Origin of the sequence: Sphingomonas metalli (genome assembly GCF_014641735.1) — a bacterium.
GTDB classification, from domain to species: domain Bacteria; phylum Pseudomonadota; class Alphaproteobacteria; order Sphingomonadales; family Sphingomonadaceae; genus Sphingomonas; species Sphingomonas metalli.
This window is the reverse complement of record NZ_BMIH01000001.1, coordinates 245,521-263,141: the sequence shown is the minus strand read 5'-3', so window position 1 is coordinate 263,141 and position 17,621 is coordinate 245,521. Positions and strand designations below refer to the sequence as shown.

19 protein-coding genes, 1 tRNA gene and 1 pseudogene are annotated in these 17,621 nt (G+C 67.0%); 18 read left to right on the top strand and 3 right to left on the bottom strand.

Going from position 1 to position 17,621, the window contains the following annotated elements; genetic code table 11:
* Positions 1-2 precede the first annotated feature (2 nt).
* Positions 3-458 carry a universal stress protein gene (locus IEX18_RS01570; protein WP_188656867.1) on the bottom strand — a complete coding sequence of 152 codons (456 nt, stop codon included), beginning with the start codon at positions 456-458 and terminating at the stop codon, positions 3-5.
* 136 nt (positions 459-594) lie between these two features.
* Here IEX18_RS01570 and IEX18_RS01565 point away from each other — a divergent pair, with 136 nt between their 5' ends.
* The 6 genes from IEX18_RS01565 (at position 595) to IEX18_RS01540 (ending at position 7,642) form a co-directional block, all read left to right on the top strand.
* Positions 595-1,965, top strand: a complete 1,371-nt coding sequence (locus IEX18_RS01565; RefSeq protein WP_188656865.1) for a pyruvate dehydrogenase complex dihydrolipoamide acetyltransferase — start codon at positions 595-597, stop codon at positions 1,963-1,965.
* Positions 1,966-1,985: 20 nt separating this feature from the next.
* A complete protein-coding gene (locus tag IEX18_RS01560) occupies positions 1,986-2,411 on the top strand; it encodes an acyl-CoA thioesterase (RefSeq protein ID WP_188656862.1) in 426 nt (141 codons plus the stop codon).
* The gene (gene lpdA, locus IEX18_RS01555) at positions 2,404-3,816 is read left to right on the top strand and encodes a dihydrolipoyl dehydrogenase (protein WP_188656861.1); all 1,413 of its coding nucleotides are present in this window, start codon (positions 2,404-2,406) and stop codon (positions 3,814-3,816) included. Before IEX18_RS01560 ends, lpdA begins: the two co-directional genes overlap by 8 nt.
* A 192-nt stretch (positions 3,817-4,008) precedes the next feature.
* On the top strand, positions 4,009-5,424 hold the full coding sequence (locus IEX18_RS01550) for a hypothetical protein (RefSeq protein WP_188656859.1): 1,416 nt from the start codon (positions 4,009-4,011) through the stop codon (positions 5,422-5,424).
* Positions 5,425-5,478: 54 nt separating this feature from the next.
* The gene (locus tag IEX18_RS01545) at positions 5,479-6,762 is read left to right on the top strand and encodes a Xaa-Pro dipeptidase (RefSeq protein ID WP_188656857.1); all 1,284 of its coding nucleotides are present in this window, start codon (positions 5,479-5,481) and stop codon (positions 6,760-6,762) included.
* A gap of 97 nt (positions 6,763-6,859) precedes the next feature.
* A complete protein-coding gene (locus IEX18_RS01540) occupies positions 6,860-7,642 on the top strand; it encodes a metallophosphoesterase family protein (protein ID WP_188656850.1) in 783 nt (260 codons plus the stop codon).
* Positions 7,643-7,647: 5 nt separating this feature from the next.
* Here the strand turns inward: IEX18_RS01540 and IEX18_RS01535 are convergent, their stop codons facing one another.
* Positions 7,648-8,067 (bottom strand): MAPEG family protein, encoded by a 420-nt coding sequence (locus tag IEX18_RS01535; protein WP_229664296.1) that lies wholly within the window; start codon positions 8,065-8,067, stop codon positions 7,648-7,650.
* A gap of 75 nt (positions 8,068-8,142) precedes the next feature.
* A tRNA-Trp gene (locus IEX18_RS01530) sits at positions 8,143-8,219 on the bottom strand.
* Positions 8,220-8,475: 256 nt separating this feature from the next.
* On the opposite strand from IEX18_RS01530, the pseudogene rpsL reads away from it, so the two are divergent.
* From rpsL to rpsC, 12 genes and pseudogenes are all read left to right on the top strand, one after another.
* Positions 8,476-8,803, top strand: a pseudogene (gene rpsL, locus IEX18_RS01525) (30S ribosomal protein S12).
* 56 nt (positions 8,804-8,859) lie between these two features.
* Complete coding sequence (gene rpsG, locus IEX18_RS01520) at positions 8,860-9,330, top strand: 30S ribosomal protein S7 (protein ID WP_188656848.1); 471 nt, start codon at positions 8,860-8,862, stop codon at positions 9,328-9,330.
* A 94-nt stretch (positions 9,331-9,424) separates the two neighbouring features.
* Positions 9,425-11,521, top strand: coding sequence for an elongation factor G (fusA, locus tag IEX18_RS01515; protein ID WP_188656847.1), 2,097 nt, complete (start codon positions 9,425-9,427; stop codon positions 11,519-11,521).
* Between the two features lie 196 nt (positions 11,522-11,717).
* The gene (gene tuf / locus IEX18_RS01510) at positions 11,718-12,914 is read left to right on the top strand and encodes an elongation factor Tu (protein ID WP_188656846.1); all 1,197 of its coding nucleotides are present in this window, start codon (positions 11,718-11,720) and stop codon (positions 12,912-12,914) included.
* 296 nt (positions 12,915-13,210) lie between these two features.
* The gene (rpsJ, locus tag IEX18_RS01505) at positions 13,211-13,519 is read left to right on the top strand and encodes a 30S ribosomal protein S10 (RefSeq protein ID WP_007406109.1); all 309 of its coding nucleotides are present in this window, start codon (positions 13,211-13,213) and stop codon (positions 13,517-13,519) included.
* Between the two features lie 214 nt (positions 13,520-13,733).
* Positions 13,734-14,468, top strand: a complete 735-nt coding sequence (rplC, locus tag IEX18_RS01500) for a 50S ribosomal protein L3 (RefSeq protein ID WP_188656845.1) — start codon at positions 13,734-13,736, stop codon at positions 14,466-14,468.
* Positions 14,469-14,471: 3 nt separating this feature from the next.
* Positions 14,472-15,086: a 50S ribosomal protein L4 gene (gene rplD / locus IEX18_RS01495; protein WP_188656844.1), complete on the top strand. Its 615-nt coding sequence runs from the start codon at positions 14,472-14,474 to the stop codon at positions 15,084-15,086.
* Positions 15,079-15,399, top strand: a complete 321-nt coding sequence (locus IEX18_RS01490) for a 50S ribosomal protein L23 (protein WP_188656843.1) — start codon at positions 15,079-15,081, stop codon at positions 15,397-15,399. Before rplD ends, IEX18_RS01490 begins: the two co-directional genes overlap by 8 nt.
* Position 15,400: 1 nt before the next feature.
* Complete coding sequence (gene rplB / locus IEX18_RS01485) at positions 15,401-16,252, top strand: 50S ribosomal protein L2 (protein WP_188656842.1); 852 nt, start codon at positions 15,401-15,403, stop codon at positions 16,250-16,252.
* Positions 16,253-16,256: 4 nt separating this feature from the next.
* Complete coding sequence (gene rpsS / locus IEX18_RS01480; protein WP_056530739.1) at positions 16,257-16,532, top strand: 30S ribosomal protein S19; 276 nt, start codon at positions 16,257-16,259, stop codon at positions 16,530-16,532.
* Positions 16,532-16,909, top strand: a complete 378-nt coding sequence (rplV, locus tag IEX18_RS01475) for a 50S ribosomal protein L22 (RefSeq protein ID WP_188656841.1) — start codon at positions 16,532-16,534, stop codon at positions 16,907-16,909. Before rpsS ends, rplV begins: the two co-directional genes overlap by 1 nt.
* Positions 16,909-17,616 (top strand): 30S ribosomal protein S3, encoded by a 708-nt coding sequence (rpsC, locus tag IEX18_RS01470; protein ID WP_188656840.1) that lies wholly within the window; start codon positions 16,909-16,911, stop codon positions 17,614-17,616. Before rplV ends, rpsC begins: the two co-directional genes overlap by 1 nt.
* Positions 17,617-17,621: the final 5 nt, after the last annotated feature.

Here is a 17,621-nt window from a genome sequence, read left to right as displayed (position 1 = left end):
CGCTAGCTCAGGCGGTCGATCTGTTCCGGGGTCAGCGAGCCCGGCACGATCATGATCGGGACCGTCAGCGTTCCGGCATCGGCGCCGGTGAAGTGGGTCACGAGCGCGCCGGGCGCGCCGCTGGCCGCGGCGGCGAGGACGAGCGCGGCGATCTCCGGGTTGGCGGCGATCATCTCGCGGATCACCTTGGGCCCGTCGCCGCCGCGCACGGTCAGCGCGGGAACGATCCCGGATTCCTCGAACAATGTCCCCGCCGCGCGCTCGACCAGCGCCTCGGCATTGTGCAAGGCCTCTTCCTCGATCGTGTCCTGCACGCCGCCAAAGGCGATGAATTCCTGCGGCGGCAGCAGCGTGAGGATCTCGACGCCGCCGCCCGTCTTGGCGGCGCGCCGCGCGGCGAAGCGCAGCGCGATTTCCGCCTCCGGACTTTCGTCGATGACTGTCAGATAGATGCGCATGACGGCCCCTATAGCCTTCTCCCCAGGGCGAACCATGTGGCGGGGCGCGGGGCCGGGCGCAAGCCGGCGGGGTTGACCCGGCGGGCTGGGGGCGCAAGAGAGCGGGCCCTACGGATCGCCCTTTTCGAGGATCTTCATGTCGATCGAGATCAAGATGCCCGCGCTGTCTCCGACCATGGAGGAAGGCACGCTTGCCAAATGGCTGGTGAAGGAGGGCGATTCGGTCTCGTCGGGCGACATCATGGCCGAGATCGAGACCGACAAGGCGACGATGGAGTTCGAGGCGGTCGACGAGGGCGTGATCGCGAAGATCCTGGTCGCCGAGGGCACCGACAATGTAAAGGTCGGCACGGTCATCGCAATCCTGGCGGAAGAGGGTGAGGATCCCGCCTCGGTCGACGCAGGCGGTGCCGCCAAGGCCTCTACGCTGGAGCCGACCGACAGCCAGTTCAAGGGCTCGCCGGCGCCGGTCGATCCCAACAACACCGGTAGCGAGGCCAAGCCGGTCGAGCGCACGATCGAACAGGCCGAGGACCATGGCCGTCCGGCCGATGCCGGTGCGGCTGCGTCGGGGAGCGCCGCGCCGCGCGCGTCGGGGGATCGGGTCAAGGCGAGCCCGCTGGCACGGCGGATCGCGGCCGAGAAGGGCCTGGAGCTGTCGGCGGTCAGTGGATCGGGCCCGAACGGCCGGATCGTCAAGGCCGATGTCGAAAGCGCAAAGGCCGGTGGCCAGCCCGCCGCTGCGGCGGCGGCGAGCGCGCCTGCGGAACCGGCGGCGGCTACCGCCCCTGCGCCCAGGCCCGCGGCGATCCCGGACATTCCGCACGAGACGGCCAAGCTGTCGAACATGCGCAAGACGATCGCGCGTCGCCTGACCGAATCGAAGCAGCAGGTGCCGCACATCTACCTGACGGTCGACGTGCAGCTTGACGCGCTGCTGAAGCTCCGCGGCGAGCTCAATGCCTCGCTCGAGAGCCGCGGCGTGAAGCTGTCGGTCAACGACATGCTGGTGAAGGCGCTGGGCGTCGCGCTGATGGCGGTGCCCAAGTGCAACGTGATGTTCACCCCCGATCAGCTGGTGACGTTCAAGCGCGCGGACATTTCGGTCGCCGTCTCCACGCCCGCCGGCCTGATCACGCCGATCGTGACCGAGGCGGACACGCGCTCGCTGTCGTCGATCTCGACGACGATGAAGGACCTGGCGTCGCGCGCCCGTGACAACAAGCTGAAGCCGGAGGAATTCCAGGGCGGCACGGCGTCGATCAGCAATATGGGCATGTTCGGGATCAAGCAGTTCGAGGCGGTGATCAATCCGCCGCAGGGCATGATCCTGGCCGTCGGCGCCGGCGAGAAGCGACCCTATATCGTCGGCGGCGAGCTCGGCGTCGCCACGGTGATGACCGCGACCGGCAGCTTCGACCATCGCGCGATCGACGGGGCGGACGGCGCCGAGCTGATGAAGGTGTTCAAGGAGCTGGTCGAGCGTCCGCTCGGCATGCTCGCCTGACCGCGCCGGACGGCGAGACGATGCTTCATCCCGAGGAGATGCCGCCCGAGGGACTGCCGGCGGTACGCGTGATCGCCATGCCGGCGGACACCAATCCCTATGGCGACATCTTCGGCGGCTGGCTGATGAGCATGATGGACTCGGCGGCCGGCTCGGTCGCCTCGCGCCACAGCCATGGCCGCGCCGTGACGATCGCGGTGGAGGGCATGACCTTCCACCGCCCCGTCGTGGTCGGCGACGAGGTGTCGGTCTATGCGCAGCTCGTCCGTGTCGGCCGCACCTCGATGACGATCGAGGTGGAGAGCTGGCGGCGCGCGCGCCACGACGACCGCAGCTACAAGGTGACCGAGGCGAAGTTCACCTTCGTCGCCATCGGCGAGGACCGCCAGCCGCGGCGGGTGCCGCCGCTTCCCCCATCCGAACAACAGGAGCCGATCCGTGGCTGACACTTATGACCTCATCGTCCTCGGCTCGGGCCCCGGCGGCTATGTCGCGGCGATCCGGGCGGCGCAGCTGGGGCTGAAGACCGCGATCGTCGAGCGCGAGCGGCTGGGCGGTATCTGCCTCAACTGGGGCTGCATCCCGACCAAGGCGCTGCTGCGGACTTCGGAAATCTACCACTACATGACGCACGCCGACGCCTATGGCCTGTCGTGCGAGAAGCCCTCGTTCGACCTGCAGAAGGTGGTCGACCGCAGCCGCAAGGTGGCGGGCCAGCTCAATGCCGGCGTCAAGGGGCTGATGAAGAAGAACAAGGTCACCGTGGTCGAGGGCTTCGGCACGCTGACCGGCAAGGGCAAGCTGTCGATCAAGCAGGGCGACAGGACGGTCGAGCTGGAGGCGAAGGACATCATCGTCGCCACCGGCGCGCGCGCCCGCGACCTTCCTTTCGCCAAGGCGGACGGCAAGCGGATCTGGACCTACCGCCACGCGATGGTGCCGACCGAGATGCCGACCAAGCTGCTGGTCATCGGATCGGGCGCGATCGGCGTAGAGTTCGCCAGCTTCTACAACGACATGGGTGCCGATGTTACCATCGTGGAGATGCTGCCGCGCATCCTGCCGGTGGAGGATGAGGAAGTCTCCGCCTTCATGGACAAGGCGCTGACCAAGCAGGGCATCAAGATCCTGACCGGGGCCGGCGTCGAGTCGATCGAGTCCGGCGCGGCGAGCGTGAAGGCGGCGATCAAGGGCAAGGACGGCAAGGTCGAGACGACCGAATACAGCCATGTCATCGTCGCGATCGGCATCGTCCCCAACACCGAGGAGATCGGACTGGAGGCGCTGGGCGTGACGACCGAGCGCGGGCACATCGCCACCGACGGCTATGGCAAGACCAATGTCGACGGGCTCTGGGCGATCGGCGACGTCACCGGCGCGCCGTGGCTGGCGCACAAGGCGAGCCATGAGGGGGTGATCGCCGCCGAGTCGATCGCCAAGGCGCGCGGCAACACGGATGTGCACCCGCATCCGATGAACAAGGCGAACATTCCCGGCTGCACCTACTCCCGCCCGCAGGTCGCGTCCGTCGGCATGACCGAGGCGAAGGCCAAGGAAGCCGGCTATACCCTGAAGGTCGGCAAGTTCCCCTTCATCGGCAACGGCAAAGCGATCGCGCTGGGCGAGGCCGAGGGCTTCATCAAGACGGTGTTCGACGCCAAGACCGGCGAACTGCTCGGTGCGCACATGGTGGGCGCGGAAGTGACCGAGCTGATCCAGGGCTATGTCGTCGCGCACCAGCTGGAGACGACCGAGGCGGAGCTGATGGAGACCGTGTTCGCGCATCCGACCCTGTCCGAGATGATGCACGAGAGCGTCCTCTCGGCCTATGGCCGCGCCATCCATATCTGATCCGGGATTGCCGCGTTCGTGCGCGGCCCCGTGCCGGGGGCGGTGGCCCGTCTCCGGGCATGTTCCGGGACCGCGGTCGCGCCGTCCGGCATGCCGCGATCGGACCCTCGACGCGTCAGGCGCCGGGCAGGAGCGACGTCGCGTTGGCGCCCGCCGTGCCCGTGAAGCCGGCGCACTTCGTCCGGCCGGGTGATGGATCGTCCGACACCCCGCGCGGTGCTTGCCGGGGCAGCGCTCGGGTTCGTCGCGTGCGTCGCGCTCTTCTGGCCCGGTTTCGCCACCTATGACAGCGTCGTCCAGTACCGACAGGTGCTGGGCGGGGTCTATGACGACTGGCACCCCCCGGTCATGGCCCGCCTATGGGCGCTGCTCCACGGCGTCACGCCCGGCGCGGGGCCGATGCTGCTCCTCCAGCTCGCCGGCTGGTGGATCGGTATGGGACTGCTCGCCGCGGCGCTTGCCCGGTCCGGGCGGCGCTTGGCGGCGCTTGCAATCGGGCTGATCACCCTATGGCCGCCCTTTCTCGGATGGCAGGCGGCCGTCCTCAAGGACGGGCAGGCGGTCGGCGCCTTGGCGGCGGCGACGGGGACGATCGGCTGGTTCCGGTTGAGAGGCGTGCGCCTGCCCCTGACCGGGCGGCTTGCCGTTGCCGGGCTCATCGCATTCGCGCTTCTCGTTCGCGCCAACGCCGTCTTCGCGGTGGCGCCGCTGATCGCGGGCATGATGCCGACCGGCACGCGCCGGACCCGCCGCATGCTCGTCGCGGCGATCGTCACCGCCGGCACGCTCGTGCTGTCGCCACCGATCAACCATCTCTTGCTCGGAGCCGCCGTCAGCGGGGTCGAGAAGACCCAGCCTCTCTACGATCTGGCGGGGATCGCCGTACGCACCGGCGACGCGCGGACCGGCTTCACCGCCGCCGAGATCGCGACCCTGCGCCGACGGCATTGCGTAAGATCCTATTTCTGGGACCCGCTGGGTGACGAGGGCGGCTGCGCCGGGGTGACAGGGCGGCTGCTGAGCCAGAAGGCATCGTACCTTTACGCCTCCCTTGCCCGGGCGGTGATCGCCCATTCGCTCGCCTATGCGGCCCACCGGATCGCGCATCTGAATGCCACGGACAGGCTCTGGGTGCCGAAGGGCTGGCCGGGAGCGGCACCGCCCGCCGGCTCGGAACCGAACGATCTCGGACTGGGGCAACCCGGTCGCCTCGCCGCTGGCTGGCAGGGGATTGCGGGGTGGCTGATCGGCGGACCGGCGGGCTGGCCGATCCTCTGGATCGTGTTCGCGACCGTCGCGCTGGCGGCGACGTGGAAGGCCGCGGGCGAGGCTGCCGGCATCGCGCGCGCTCTGCTCGTCTCCGCGCTGGGTCTGGAGGCGAGCTTCGCCGTGATCAGCATCGCGGCGGATCTGCGCTATCATCTCTGGGCGATGATCGCGACAGCGCTCGCTCTTGCGATCGCAGGGCGGGGTGTCTGGACTCGCCGGGCGACGTCGTGGCTGGTGTGCAGCCTCGCTTTGGTCGTCGCGGTCGTTACCGCGGCGCGACTCTCCCTGCCGTCGCCGCCGGCCGCCTATGCGGACTGGATGCGCTGGACCGGCGATTGACGCGCCCGCCTCGGTGAGGCGAGAAGACGGCGAAAATCAGGGGGAAGGACTATCATGACGCGCTTTAAGCGGATCGTCGCGCTGCTGCTCGCCACGGCGTTCAGTGTTCCGGTTGCGGCCAAGACGGTGGTCGTGACCGCCGCACGCATGGTCGATGTCGAGCGCGGGCGACTGGTCGAGGAGCCGGTGATCGTCATCACCGATGGCCGCATCGCCGCGGTGACCGGTCGGGGCGGTGCCCGCCCGGTGATCCCCGCAGACGCGGAGCGGATCGACCTGCCGGGCAAGACGCTGCTGCCGGGCCTGATCGACATGCATGTCCATCTCGATGCCGATGCGCGGATCAGCGGCTATCGGACGTTCGACTATACCGACAGCTTCTGGCAGGCGGTCGGCGTCGCCAATGCGCGGTCGATGCTGCGCGCGGGCTTCACCACCGTCCGCAACGTCGGATCGAGCGACTATAACGATGTCGGCCTGAAGCAGGCGGTGGAGGCCGGCTACATTCCCGGTCCGCGGATCGTGCCTGCAGGCTATGCGCTCGGTTCCACCGGCGGCCATTGCGACGGTAGCGAGGGCCTGCCTCCGCGCTTCGAAACGCTGCCCAATCCTTCCGTCGCCGATGGACCGGACGGATACCGGAAGCTCGTGCGCACGATGAAGAAGTACGGGGCCGAGGTCATCAAGATCTGCGCGACCGGCGGCGTCCTGTCGAAGCGCGACGCACCCGGCGCGCAGCAGATGAGCTTTGAGGAGATGAAGGCCGTCGCCGACGAGGCGCATATGCTCGGCATGAAGGTCGCGGCGCACGCGCATGGCACCGCCGGCATCAACGCGGCTTTGGCGGCCGGGATCGACACAGTCGAGCATGCCAGCCTCGCCGATGCCGCCGCCTTCAAGCTGGCGCGCGACAAGGGCGCCTGGTTCTCGATGGACATCTACGACGACGACTACATCCTTGCCGAAGGCGCGAAGAACGGCGTCCATCCCGAGTCGCTGGAGAAGGAGCGGCAGATCGGACGCAAGCAGCGCGAGACCTTCCGCGACGCGCATCGCGCGGGCGTGAAGATGATCTTCGGCACCGACAATGGCGCGGTCTTCCCGGCGGGCCAGAATGCGTTGCAGTTCGCCAAGATGGTGGAGTGGGGCATGACCCCGGCCGAGGCGATCCGGACCGCGACGGTCAATGCGGCCGCGGCGCTGGGCCGCGAGGATGTCGGCATGATCGCGGTCGGACGGTGGGGCGACCTGGTGGCGGTGGACGGCGATCCGCTCGGCGACGTGCGGCTGCTCGAGCATCCGGCCGCCGTGATCAAGGGCGGGGAAAGGGTCGATTGAACCGGATCGCCGGCTCGCGCGCTTCAGCCTGCGCAAGGGAGAGCGCGATGCGAGCTGGCGGGTTGACGGGCACGGAGCGGAGCGGAAAGGGGAGGGGATGACCAAGCTCTTCCACGTCAGCGACGTTCATTTCGGCAAGGAAGATCCGGCGGCGATCCGCTGGTTCGCCGAACGGGTCGAGGAGGAAAGGCCCGACGCCGTTATCATGACCGGCGACCTGACCATGCGCGCCCGCACCCGCGAGTTCGTCGCCGGCGGCGCGTGGCTCAAGAGTCTGGCGGCGCCGGTGACCGTCGAGATCGGCAATCACGACATTCCCTATTACTGGGATCCCGTACGCCGCTTCATCGCCCCCTATACCCGCTATGCTGCGATCGAGCGGATGATCGAGCGCCCGCTGGCGCTCGACGGCGTCACGATCGTCCCCCTCAAGACGATCGCGCGCGCACAATGGCGGATGAACTGGTCGAAGGGCTATGTCGGCCGCGGCTCGCTGCGGCGCGCGCTGGCCTTGATCGCATCGGCGCCGAAGGGCAATCTGATCTTCATCGCCGCGCACCACCCGCTGATCGAAGGCGGGACGAAGGGGACCGCCAAGACCTGGCGGGGCGAGGAGGCGCTGGCCGCCCTTGCCGAGGCCGGCGCGGATGCCGTGCTGTCGGGGCATGTCCATGATCCGTTCGACGTTCCCGTCGAGCGCGCGGGACGCACCGTGCGGATGATCGGGGCCGGGACCCTGTCCAAGCGGATCCGCAACCATCCGGCGGCCTTCAACGAGATCCGCATCGAAGCCGGACGCTTCGAAACCCTGGTCCGGACGCTCAGTGCCGCCCCCGCCCAGCCGATCAGCCCCGTGTCCGAGCAGGGCGTGGCGCGCTGAACCGGTCAGACGAAGCCGAACAGCCGCGCGAGCATCAGCAGCAGTCCCGCGATCGAAACGAGCCAGACGAGGCTGCGCAGATAAGGGATGCCGAGCAGGTAGAGCGGCAGGTACACGACCCGCGCGCCGATCCAGATCCAGGCCCCGAGGGTGCCTACGTCGCCGGTACGTGACGCGAGCACCAGCGCCAGGGCCAGCGCGATGAACGCCGGATAGGTCTCCAGGAAATTGTCGCGGGCGCGTTCGGCACGGCCGGCGAGGCGCCCGAGCGGCGGGACCGCCTCGTCCCGCGGCCCGGCGTTCCACGCGACACCGCGTTCCCGCGTGGCGGATTGGCCCTGGATACCGAGATGGACCAGCAGCAGAAGCACCGAGGCGCCCAGGATCAGCAATTCGACGGGCATGGCGGCTGGGTCGGTCATCATCTCGTCCTCCGGAACGGACGCAGCAACGAGCCGCCGGCCCTAAGGCTCCGCCGTGCACGCCGATGCTGGGAGAGATGGCAGGGGAGCTCGGACTCGAACCGAGGGCCTTCGGTTTTGGAGACCGACGCTCTAACCAACTGAGCTACACCCCTGTGCGGATGCGGCGTGTAGCGGCATGTTCGGCGCTTCGCAAGCATGCTTGTCGCATGCCCGGTTCCACCGATTGACGCGGCGGACCGGCCTGTGTAAGGCGCGACCCGTCCGGGGCGACCCGCTCTTCTCGGGCATGCTTGAACATTGCTGGAATGTCATGGGGCCTCGGGCGACCAACATGGTGCGCCCTCTTGGCTCCGTTTTGCATTCGGTAACCGCTCCAGCAAAGTAACCATGTGAAAGGTGAAGGCTTCAATGCCCACGATCAACCAGCTGGTCCGCAAGGGCCGCGAGCCGCAGAAGGCCAAGTCCAAGGTCCCTGCGATGGAGCAGAACCCGCAGAAGCGCGGCGTCTGCACCCGTGTCTACACGACGACCCCGAAGAAGCCGAACTCGGCGCTGCGCAAGGTGGCCAAGGTCCGCCTGACCAACAGCCGCGAAGTCATCAGCTACATTCCGCGGCGGCCGTGTGCGCGACCTTCCGGGCGTGCGCTATCACGTGCTGCGCGGCGTGCTCGACACGCAGGGCGTGAAGGATCGCCGCCAGTCGCGTTCGAAGTACGGCGCCAAGCGTCCGAAGTAATCCCCAGTAAGCCCCGGACAGGTTCCGGATCCGGCTGAAGTTTGAAGGAAGAGAAAATGGCACGTCGTCGTCGTCCCGAGAAGCGGGAAATCCTGCCCGATCCGAAGTTCGGAGATGTGGTCCTGTCCAAGTTCATGAATTCGGTGATGCTGGACGGCAAGAAGTCCGTCGCCGAACTCATCGTCTACGGTGCGCTCGAAACCGTCGAGACCCGCGCGAAGCGCGAGCCGCTGGGCGTGTTCCATGATGCGCTGAACAACATCAAGCCGGGCATCGAGGTCCGCAGCCGCCGCGTCGGCGGTGCGACCTATCAGGTTCCGGTCGAGGTGCGTCCCGAGCGTGCGCAGGCGCTGGCGATCCGCTGGCTGATCACCGCCGCCCGCAACCGCAGCGAGAACACCATGGCCGCGCGCCTGTCGGGCGAACTGCTCGACGCGGCCAACAATCGCGGCAATGCGGTGAAGAAGCGCGAGGATACGCACCGCATGGCGGAAGCGAACCGCGCCTTCAGCCACTATCGCTGGTAAGGCCGGCTTCCGTCTTGGAAGCGTCTTAAATCTGACCTATATCGTGGGGAGCTGGCCAAGGGCCTGCTCCCCACATCGCTAAGGAAGCCCGACCATGGCCCGCAGCCATCCGCTCGAACAGTATCGCAACATCGGCATCATGGCGCATATCGACGCCGGCAAGACGACGACGACCGAGCGCATCCTCTACTACACCGGCAAGTCCTACAAGATCGGCGAAGTGCACGAGGGCACCGCGACGATGGACTGGATGGAGCAGGAGCAGGAGCGCGGGATCACGATCACCTCGGCGGCGACGACCTGCTTCTGGAAGGCGGAAGAGGGCCAGGGCCCCGAGCACCGGATCAACATCATCGACACGCCGGGCCACGTCGACTTCACCATCGAGGTGGAGCGTTCGCTGCGCGTGCTCGACGGCGCGGTCGCCTGCTTCGACGGCGTTGCGGGTGTGGAGCCGCAGTCCGAGACGGTGTGGCGCCAGGCCGACAAGTACGGCGTGCCGCGCATGTGCTTCGTCAACAAGCTCGACCGTACCGGCGCCGACTTCTATTTCTGCGTCAACTCGATCATCGAGCGCCTGGGCGCGCGTCCGGCGGTGTTGTACCTGCCGATCGGCATCGAGGGCGGCTTCAAGGGTCTGGTCGACCTGGTCAACAACCGCGCGATCATCTGGCTCGAAGAGTCGCTGGGCGCGAAGTTCGAATATCAGGACATCCCCGATGACCTGAAGGAGAAGGCCGCCAAGTATCGCAGCGACCTGATCGAGATGGCCGTCGAGCAGGACGACGATCTGATGGAGGCGTATCTCGAGGGCAACGAGCCGTCGGTCGCCGACCTGAAGAAGCTGATCCGCAAGGGTACGCTGAGCATGGCGTTCGTGCCGATCGTCTGCGGTTCGGCGTTCAAGAACAAGGGCGTGCAGCCCCTGCTCGACGCCGTCGTCGACTATCTGCCGAGCCCGCTCGACGTGCCGGCGATCAAGGGCGTCAAGCTCGACGGCGAGACGCCGGACGAGCGTCCGTCCTCGGACACCGAGCCCTTCTCGGCGCTGGCGTTCAAGATCATGAACGATCCGTTCGTGGGTACGCTGACCTTCGCCCGCATCTATTCGGGCAAGCTCGAGACCGCGTCGCAGGTGCTGAACTCGGTCAAGGACAAGAAGGAAAAGGTCGGCCGCATGCTGCTGATGCATGCGAACAGCCGCGAGGACATCCAGGAGGCCTATGCCGGCGACATCGTCGCGCTGGCGGGTCTGAAGGACACCACCACGGGCGACACGCTGTGCGCGCAGGCCCAGCCGATCATCCTCGAGCGGATGGAATTCCCCGAGCCCGTGATCGAGCTGTCGGTGGAGCCGAAGACCAAGGCCGACCAGGAGAAGATGGGCGTCGCGCTCAATCGTCTCGCGCGCGAAGACCCCTCGTTCCGCGTAACCTCGGACGCCGAGTCGGGCCAGACCATCATCAAGGGCATGGGCGAGCTCCATCTCGAGATCCTGGTCGACCGCATGAAGCGCGAGTTCAAGGTCGAGGCGAATGTCGGTGCGCCGCAGGTGGCATATCGCGAGTATCTGAAGAAGCCGGTCGACATCGACTATACCCACAAGAAGCAGTCGGGCGGCACCGGCCAGTTCGGTCGCGTGAAGGTCAAGCTGACCCCGGGCGAGCGCGGCAGCGGCTTCGTGTTCAAGGACGAGGTCAAGGGCGGTAACGTTCCGAAGGAATATATCCCCGCGATCGAGAAGGGCTTCCGCGAGACCGCGGAGACCGGTTCGCTGGTCGGCTTCCCGATCATCGACTTCGAGGTCCTGCTGTACGACGGCGCCTATCACGACGTCGACTCGTCGGCGCTGGCGTTCGAGATCTGTGCCCGCGGCGCGATGCGCGAAGCGGCGCAGAAGGCGGGCATCACGCTGCTCGAGCCGGTCATGAAGGTCGAGGTCGTCACCCCGGAGGACTATCTAGGCGACGTCATCGGCGACATGAACAGCCGCCGCGGCCAGATCCAGGGCACCGACAGCCGCGGCAATGCGCAGACGGTCGAGGCGATGGTGCCGCTGGCCAACATGTTCGGCTACGTGAACGCCCTGCGCTCCTTCACCCAGGGTCGCGCGCAGTATTCGATGCAGTTCTCGCACTATGACGAAGTGCCGCAGAACGTCGCCGACGAGGTGAAGGCGAAGCTCGCCTGAGGCATGCGGGGGGCAGCGGGTCTGCCCCCGGCCTGTCGAAGACCGAAGCTGGACGACGCGGGACCGGCTCCCGTGTCGGCCTGTCGGCCCAAGCTGTGGCTAGGGGCTGGCGCCGAAGAAAATCAGCCGCTATGGGGCCGCGTTCACGCGAGTCCTCAGTGCGGCTTGCACGTGAAATCCAGAAGGTAGGGAAACAATGGCCAAGGCTAAGTTTGAGCGGAACAAGCCGCACCTGAACATCGGCACCATCGGTCACGTCGACCATGGCAAGACCTCGCTGACCGCAGCGATCACCAAGGTGCTGGCGGAGAACGTCGCGGGCAACGCCGCGGTCGACTTCGCGAACATCGACAAGGCGCCGGAAGAGCGCGAGCGCGGCATCACCATCTCGACCGCGCACGTCGAGTACGAGACGGCGAACCGCCACTATGCGCACGTCGACTGCCCGGGCCACGCCGACTATGTGAAGAACATGATCACCGGTGCCGCCCAGATGGACGGCGCGATCCTGGTCGTGTCGGCCACCGACGGCCCGATGCCGCAGACCCGCGAGCACATCCTGCTCGCCCGCCAGGTCGGCGTGCCGGCGATGGTCGTGTTCATGAACAAGGTCGACCTGGTCGACGACGAGGAAATCCTCGAGCTGGTCGAGCTGGAAGTCCGCGAGCTGCTGAGCTCGTACGAGTTCCCGGGCGACGACATTCCGATCATCAAGGGTTCGGCGACCTGCGCACTGTCGGGTTCGAACCAGAAGCTCGGCCCTGATGCGGTCATGGAGCTGATGAAGGCCGTCGACGAGTACATCCCGCAGCCGGAGCGTCCGCTCGACAAGCCGTTCATGATGCCGATCGAGGACGTGTTCTCGATCTCGGGTCGCGGCACCGTCGTCACCGGCCGCGTCGAGACCGGCATCATCAAGGTCGGTGAGGAAGTCGAGATCGTCGGCATCCACCCGGAGGTCCGCAAGACCACCGTCACCGGCGTCGAGATGTTCCGCAAGCTGCTCGACCAGGGCCAGGCCGGCGACAATGTCGGCGCGCTGATCCGCGGCGTCGCCCGCGACGAGGTCGAGCGTGGCCAGGTGCTCTGCAAGCCCGGCTCGATCAAGCCGCACACCGACTTCTCGTCGGAGGTGTACGTGCTGTCGAAGGAAGAGGGTGGCCGTCACACGCCGTTCTTCGCCAACTATCGTCCGCAGTTCTACTTCCGCACCACGGACGTGACCGGCACCGTCGAGCTGCCCGAGGGCACCGAGATGGTCATGCCGGGCGACAACGTCGCGCTCGGCATCAAGCTGATCGCGCCGATCGCGATGGACATCGGCCAGCGCTTCACCATCCGTGAGGGTGGCCGGACCGTCGGCGCCGGCGTCGTCAGCGGCATCGACAAGTAATCGGGGGAGGGGCCGCGTTCGCGGCCTCTCGCCACAGCTATGGGCCGCCTGCGGCTCGTCGCAAAACAGCCGCCCGTCGCACATTCCCGTGCGGCGGGCGGTTGCCTTTTTATAGAAGCGCCGTTAAGGGCGCCGCTTCGGTTTTCGAGTAACGGCTCTTTCTCCGTCATCCCGGCATCTTGGTCGGGATCTCATCCCGCCGGCGCCACGCCTGCGGCACGAGCCTCCGGCAATGGTGTCCATCCTGGACGTCGCCGGGGAGACGGCCGGGGTCGTGCCATTGCACGGTAGGGAACATGGACAGCAACATCCGCATCCGCCTAAAGGCGTTCGATCATCGCGTGCTCGATCAGGCAACCGGCGACATCGCCGACACTGCCCGTCGTACCGGCGCGCTCATCCGCGGTCCGATCCCGCTGCCTACGCGCATCGAGAAGTTCACGGTCAACCGCGGTCCGCATATCGACAAGAAGAGCCGCGAGCAGTTCGAGGTGCGCACCTACAAGCGCATGCTCGACATCGTGCAGCCGACGCCGCAGACGGTCGACGCGCTGATGAAGCTCGACCTCGCCGCCGGCGTTGACGTCGAGATCAAGCTCGCGTAAGGGCTCCCCACGCGCTGCGGTCGACTCCGGTCCCGCGGCGCGATGGCATTTGAGATACCGCTGGCGGCTTCGGCAGCCAGGGCAGCGTCTCCCGTCACGTTCTTGAGCAGATTGCTGTGAGGACAACCGGCCCGGGACGGGGGCACGCTTCGCATTTCCGGGTCGACACGCACGTCCGAATGGTTCGGGCGTGCCTCTGTGAGGAGTGTGGATCATGCGCACCGGCGTGATCGCGAAGAAGATGGGGATGACCCGCCTGTTCCAGGACGACGGCCGCCACGTGCCGGTCACCGTCCTGCAGCTCGAGGCGCTTCAGGTCGTTGCCCGCCGCGAGATGAATACCGACGGCTATACCGCCGTCCAGCTTGGCGCAGGCGTCGCCAAGGCCAAGAACGTCGCCAAGCCGCAGCGCGGCCACTTCGGCAAGGCCGAGGTCGAGCCGAAGGCGATCGTCGCCGAGTTCCGCGTGACCGAGGACAATCTCCTCGACGTCGGCGCCGAGCTGTCGGCCGATCACTTCGTCGCCGGCCAGCTGGTCGACATCCAGGGCCGTACCCAGGGCAAGGGCTTCGCCGGCGCCATGAAGCGCTGGAACTTCGGTGGTCTGCGCGCGACGCACGGCGTGTCGGTCTCGCACCGCTCGCACGGCTCGACCGGTAACCGCCAGGATCCGGGCCGCGTCTTCAAGAACAAGAAGATGGCCGGCCACATGGGCGACAAGAACCGCACCCAGCAGAATCTGGAAGTGGTCGGCACCGATGTCGAGCGCGGCCTGATCTTCGTGAAGGGCTCGGTCCCCGGCTCAAAGGGTGGCTGGCTGTTCGTCAAGGACGCCGTCAAGGTCTCGCGCCATGCCGACGCGCCGCTTCCCGCCGGTCTGAAGACCGCCGCCAACAACAATGCTTCTGCCGAGCCCGCTCCGGAAGCCGCCGCGAGCCAGGAGGGCTAAACAGTGAAGGTCAAGGTTCAGTCCTTTGCCGGCACCGCCGGGGCGGACATCGAGCTCAACGACGAGGTCTTCGGCCTCGATCCGCGCGCCGACATCCTGCACCGCGTCGTGACCTGGCAGCTGGAAAAGCGTCGCGCCACCGCGCGCGGCACCCGTGAGCGTGCCGATGTCGCCCGCTCGGGCAAGAAGCTGGGTCGCCAGAAGGGCGGCGGTGTCGCCCGTCACGGCGATCGCCGCGCTCCGGTGTTCATCGGCGGCGGCAAGGCGCACGGCGCCCGCGTCCGCGACTTCAACCCCTCGCTGAACAAGAAGGTTCGCGCGCTGGGTCTGAAGATGGCGCTGTCCAGCCACGCCAAGGCCGGCTCGCTGATCGTGCTCGACGGTTTCGAGGTCGCCAAGACCAAGGAGCTGAAGGGGCATTTCGCGACGCTCAACACGGGCAAGCGGACGCTGGTGATCGACGGCGAGACGGGCGAGGGCTTCCGCGCCGGTTACAACCTGCCGGGCGTGGACCTGCTGCCGGCCGTCGGCGCCAACGTCTATGACATCATCAAGGCCGACACGCTGGTGCTGACCCGCGCGGCGGTCGAAAAGCTGGAGGCGCGCTTCAATGGCTAAGCCGCAGAAGGCCGCGATCGACAACCGTCACTATGACGTGATCGTCGCGCCGCACATCACCGAGAAGGCGACTCTGCTGTCCGAGCAGAACGCCGTCGTGTTCAAGGTCGCCAAGACCGCGAGCAAGCCCGAGATCAAGGCCGCCGTCGAGGCGCTGTTCAACGTCACCGTCACGGGCGTGAACACGATCGTCCAGAAGGGCAAGACGAAGAAGTGGAAGGGCGTGCCCTACACCAAGTCGGACGTGAAGAAGGCGATCGTGACGCTGAAGGACGGCGAGTCCATCGACGTGACGACGGGGGCGCAGGGCTGATATGGCACTCAAGCAATATAACCCGACGAGCCCGGCCCGCCGCGGCCTGATCCTCGTCGACAAGTCGCAGCTCTGGAAGGGCAAGCCCGTCAAGGCGCTGACCGAGGGCAAGCTGAAGACCGGTGGCCGCAACAACAAGGGCCATGTGACCAGCCGCGGCATCGCGGGCGGTCACAAGCAGAAGTACCGGTACATCGACTTCAAGCGTCGCAACTGGGACGTCGAGGGCACGGTCGAGCGGCTGGAGTACGATCCCAACCGCACCGCGTTCATCGCGCTGGTCAACTATGGCACCGACGCCGATGGCAAGGTCAACCAGGCCTATATCATCGCGCCGCAGCGTCTGAACGTCGGCGACAAGGTGATCGCCGGCCGCAAGACCGACGTGAAGCCGGGCAATGCCATGGAGCTGGGCCAGATGCCGGTCGGCACCATCGTCCACAATGTGGAGATGAAGCCGGGCAAGGGCGGGCAGATCGCGCGCTCGGCCGGCACCTATGTGCAGGTCGTCGGCCGTGATCGCGGCATGGTGATCGTTCGCCTGAACTCGGGCGAGCAGCGCTACATCCATGGCGAGTGCATGGCGACGGTCGGTGCGGTCTCGAACCCGGACAACCAGAACCAGAACTTCGGCAAGGCCGGTCGCACCCGCTGGATGGGCAAGCGTCCGCTGACCCGCGGCGTCGCCAAGAACCCGGTCGACCACCCGCACGGCGGTGGCGAGGGCCGGACCTCGGGCGGCCGTCATCCGGTCACCCCGTGGGGCAAGCCGACCAAGGGTGCGCGCACCCGCCACAACAAGGCGACGGACAAGATGATTATCCGCAGCCGCCACGCGAAGAAGAAGGGCTGATAGGATGGCTCGTTCTGTTTGGAAGGGCCCGTTCGTCGAACTGAGCCTGCTGAAGAAGGCCGAGGCGGCGCAGGATGCCGGTGGCCGCGCGCCGATCAAGACCTGGTCGCGGCGCTCCACCATCCTGCCCTCGTTCGTGGGCCTGACGTTCAACGTGTATAACGGCCGCAAGTTCGTGCCCGTCTCGGTCAACGAGGACATGGTCGGCATGAAGCTCGGCGAGTTCGCGCCGACCCGCTATTTCCCGGGTCACGCGGCTGACAAGAAGGGCAAGCGCTGATGAGCAAGCCTCAGTCCCCCCGCAAGGTCGGCGAGAAGGAAGCCCTCTCGGTCGGCACGCAGATCCGCGGTTCGGCGCAGAAGCTGAACCTGGTAGCGGGCCTGATCCGCGGCAAGAAGGCGTCGGATGCCATGAACATCCTCGCCTTCTCGTCGAAGGGCATGGCGGTCGACGCGCGCAAGGTGCTGGCTTCGGCCATCGCCAATGCCGAGAACAACCACAATCTCGACGTCGACGCACTCGTCGTCGCCGAGGCGTCGGTCGGCAAGTCGATCACGATGAAGCGCTTCGCGACCCGCGGCCGTGGCAAGTCCACCCGCATCCTGAAGCCGTTCAGCCGTCTGCGCATCGTCGTGCGCGAGCAGGAAGAAGCGTAATGGGTCACAAGAGCAATCCGATCGGGATGCGGTTGCAGATCAACCGCACCTGGGACAGCCGCTGGTTCGCGGAGGGCGCCGATTACGGCCGCCTGCTGCTGGAGGATCTGAAGATCCGCCAGTACATCATGAAGAACCTGCCGCAGGCCGCGATCAGCAAGGTCGTGATCGAGCGTCCGGCCAAGCTGTGCCGCATCTCGATCTTCGCCGCACGCCCCGGTGTCATCATCGGCAAGAAGGGCGGCGACATCGAGAAGCTGCGCAAGACGCTGGGCAGCATGACGTCTTCGGACGTCAGCCTGAACATCGTCGAGATCCGCAAGCCCGAGGTGGACGCCCGTCTCGTCGCGCAGGGGATCGCCGATCAGCTCGAGCGTCGTATCGCCTTCCGTCGCGCCATGAAGCGTGCGGTGCAGTCGGCGATGCGCCTGGGTGCCGATGGCATCAAGGTCTATTGCGGTGGTCGTCTGGGCGGTGCGGAGATCGCGCGCTCGGAGAGCTATCGCGAGGGCCGCGTGCCGCTGCACACGCTGCGTGCGAACATCGACTATGCCGAGGCCGAGGCCCACACCTCCTATGGTGTCTGCGGCGTCAAGGTCTGGGTGTTCAAGGGCGAGATCCTGGGTCACGACCCGATGGCGACCGACCGGCTCATGATGGAGGCCCAGACCTCCGGCGTGCGCCCGGCGCGCGATGATCGCCGCTAAGGAGT

Excerpts from the sequence above, each read along its gene's own strand:
- rplB (WP_188656842.1), top strand. The coding sequence starts at position 15,401 with ATGGCACTCAAGCAATATAACCCGACGAGCCCGGCCCGCCGCGGCCTG.
- IEX18_RS01490 (WP_188656843.1), top strand. The coding sequence starts at position 15,079 with ATGGCTAAGCCGCAGAAGGCCGCGATCGACAACCGTCACTATGACGTG.
- rpsJ (WP_007406109.1), top strand. The coding sequence starts at position 13,211 with ATGGACAGCAACATCCGCATCCGCCTAAAGGCGTTCGATCATCGCGTG.
- rplV (WP_188656841.1), top strand. The coding sequence starts at position 16,532 with ATGAGCAAGCCTCAGTCCCCCCGCAAGGTCGGCGAGAAGGAAGCCCTC.
- fusA (WP_188656847.1), top strand. The coding sequence starts at position 9,425 with ATGGCCCGCAGCCATCCGCTCGAACAGTATCGCAACATCGGCATCATG.
- IEX18_RS01570 (WP_188656867.1), bottom strand. The coding sequence starts at position 458 with ATGCGCATCTATCTGACAGTCATCGACGAAAGTCCGGAGGCGGAAATC.
- IEX18_RS01560 (WP_188656862.1), top strand. The coding sequence starts at position 1,986 with ATGCTTCATCCCGAGGAGATGCCGCCCGAGGGACTGCCGGCGGTACGC.
- rpsS (WP_056530739.1), top strand. The coding sequence starts at position 16,257 with ATGGCTCGTTCTGTTTGGAAGGGCCCGTTCGTCGAACTGAGCCTGCTG.
- IEX18_RS01545 (WP_188656857.1), top strand. The coding sequence starts at position 5,479 with ATGACGCGCTTTAAGCGGATCGTCGCGCTGCTGCTCGCCACGGCGTTC.
- IEX18_RS01535 (WP_229664296.1), bottom strand. The coding sequence starts at position 8,067 with ATGATGACCGACCCAGCCGCCATGCCCGTCGAATTGCTGATCCTGGGC.
- tuf (WP_188656846.1), top strand. The coding sequence starts at position 11,718 with ATGGCCAAGGCTAAGTTTGAGCGGAACAAGCCGCACCTGAACATCGGC.
- IEX18_RS01540 (WP_188656850.1), top strand. The coding sequence starts at position 6,860 with ATGACCAAGCTCTTCCACGTCAGCGACGTTCATTTCGGCAAGGAAGAT.
- IEX18_RS01565 (WP_188656865.1), top strand. The coding sequence starts at position 595 with ATGTCGATCGAGATCAAGATGCCCGCGCTGTCTCCGACCATGGAGGAA.
- rpsG (WP_188656848.1), top strand. The coding sequence starts at position 8,860 with ATGGCACGTCGTCGTCGTCCCGAGAAGCGGGAAATCCTGCCCGATCCG.
- rpsC (WP_188656840.1), top strand. The coding sequence starts at position 16,909 with ATGGGTCACAAGAGCAATCCGATCGGGATGCGGTTGCAGATCAACCGC.
- IEX18_RS01550 (WP_188656859.1), top strand. The coding sequence starts at position 4,009 with ATGGATCGTCCGACACCCCGCGCGGTGCTTGCCGGGGCAGCGCTCGGG.
- rplC (WP_188656845.1), top strand. The coding sequence starts at position 13,734 with ATGCGCACCGGCGTGATCGCGAAGAAGATGGGGATGACCCGCCTGTTC.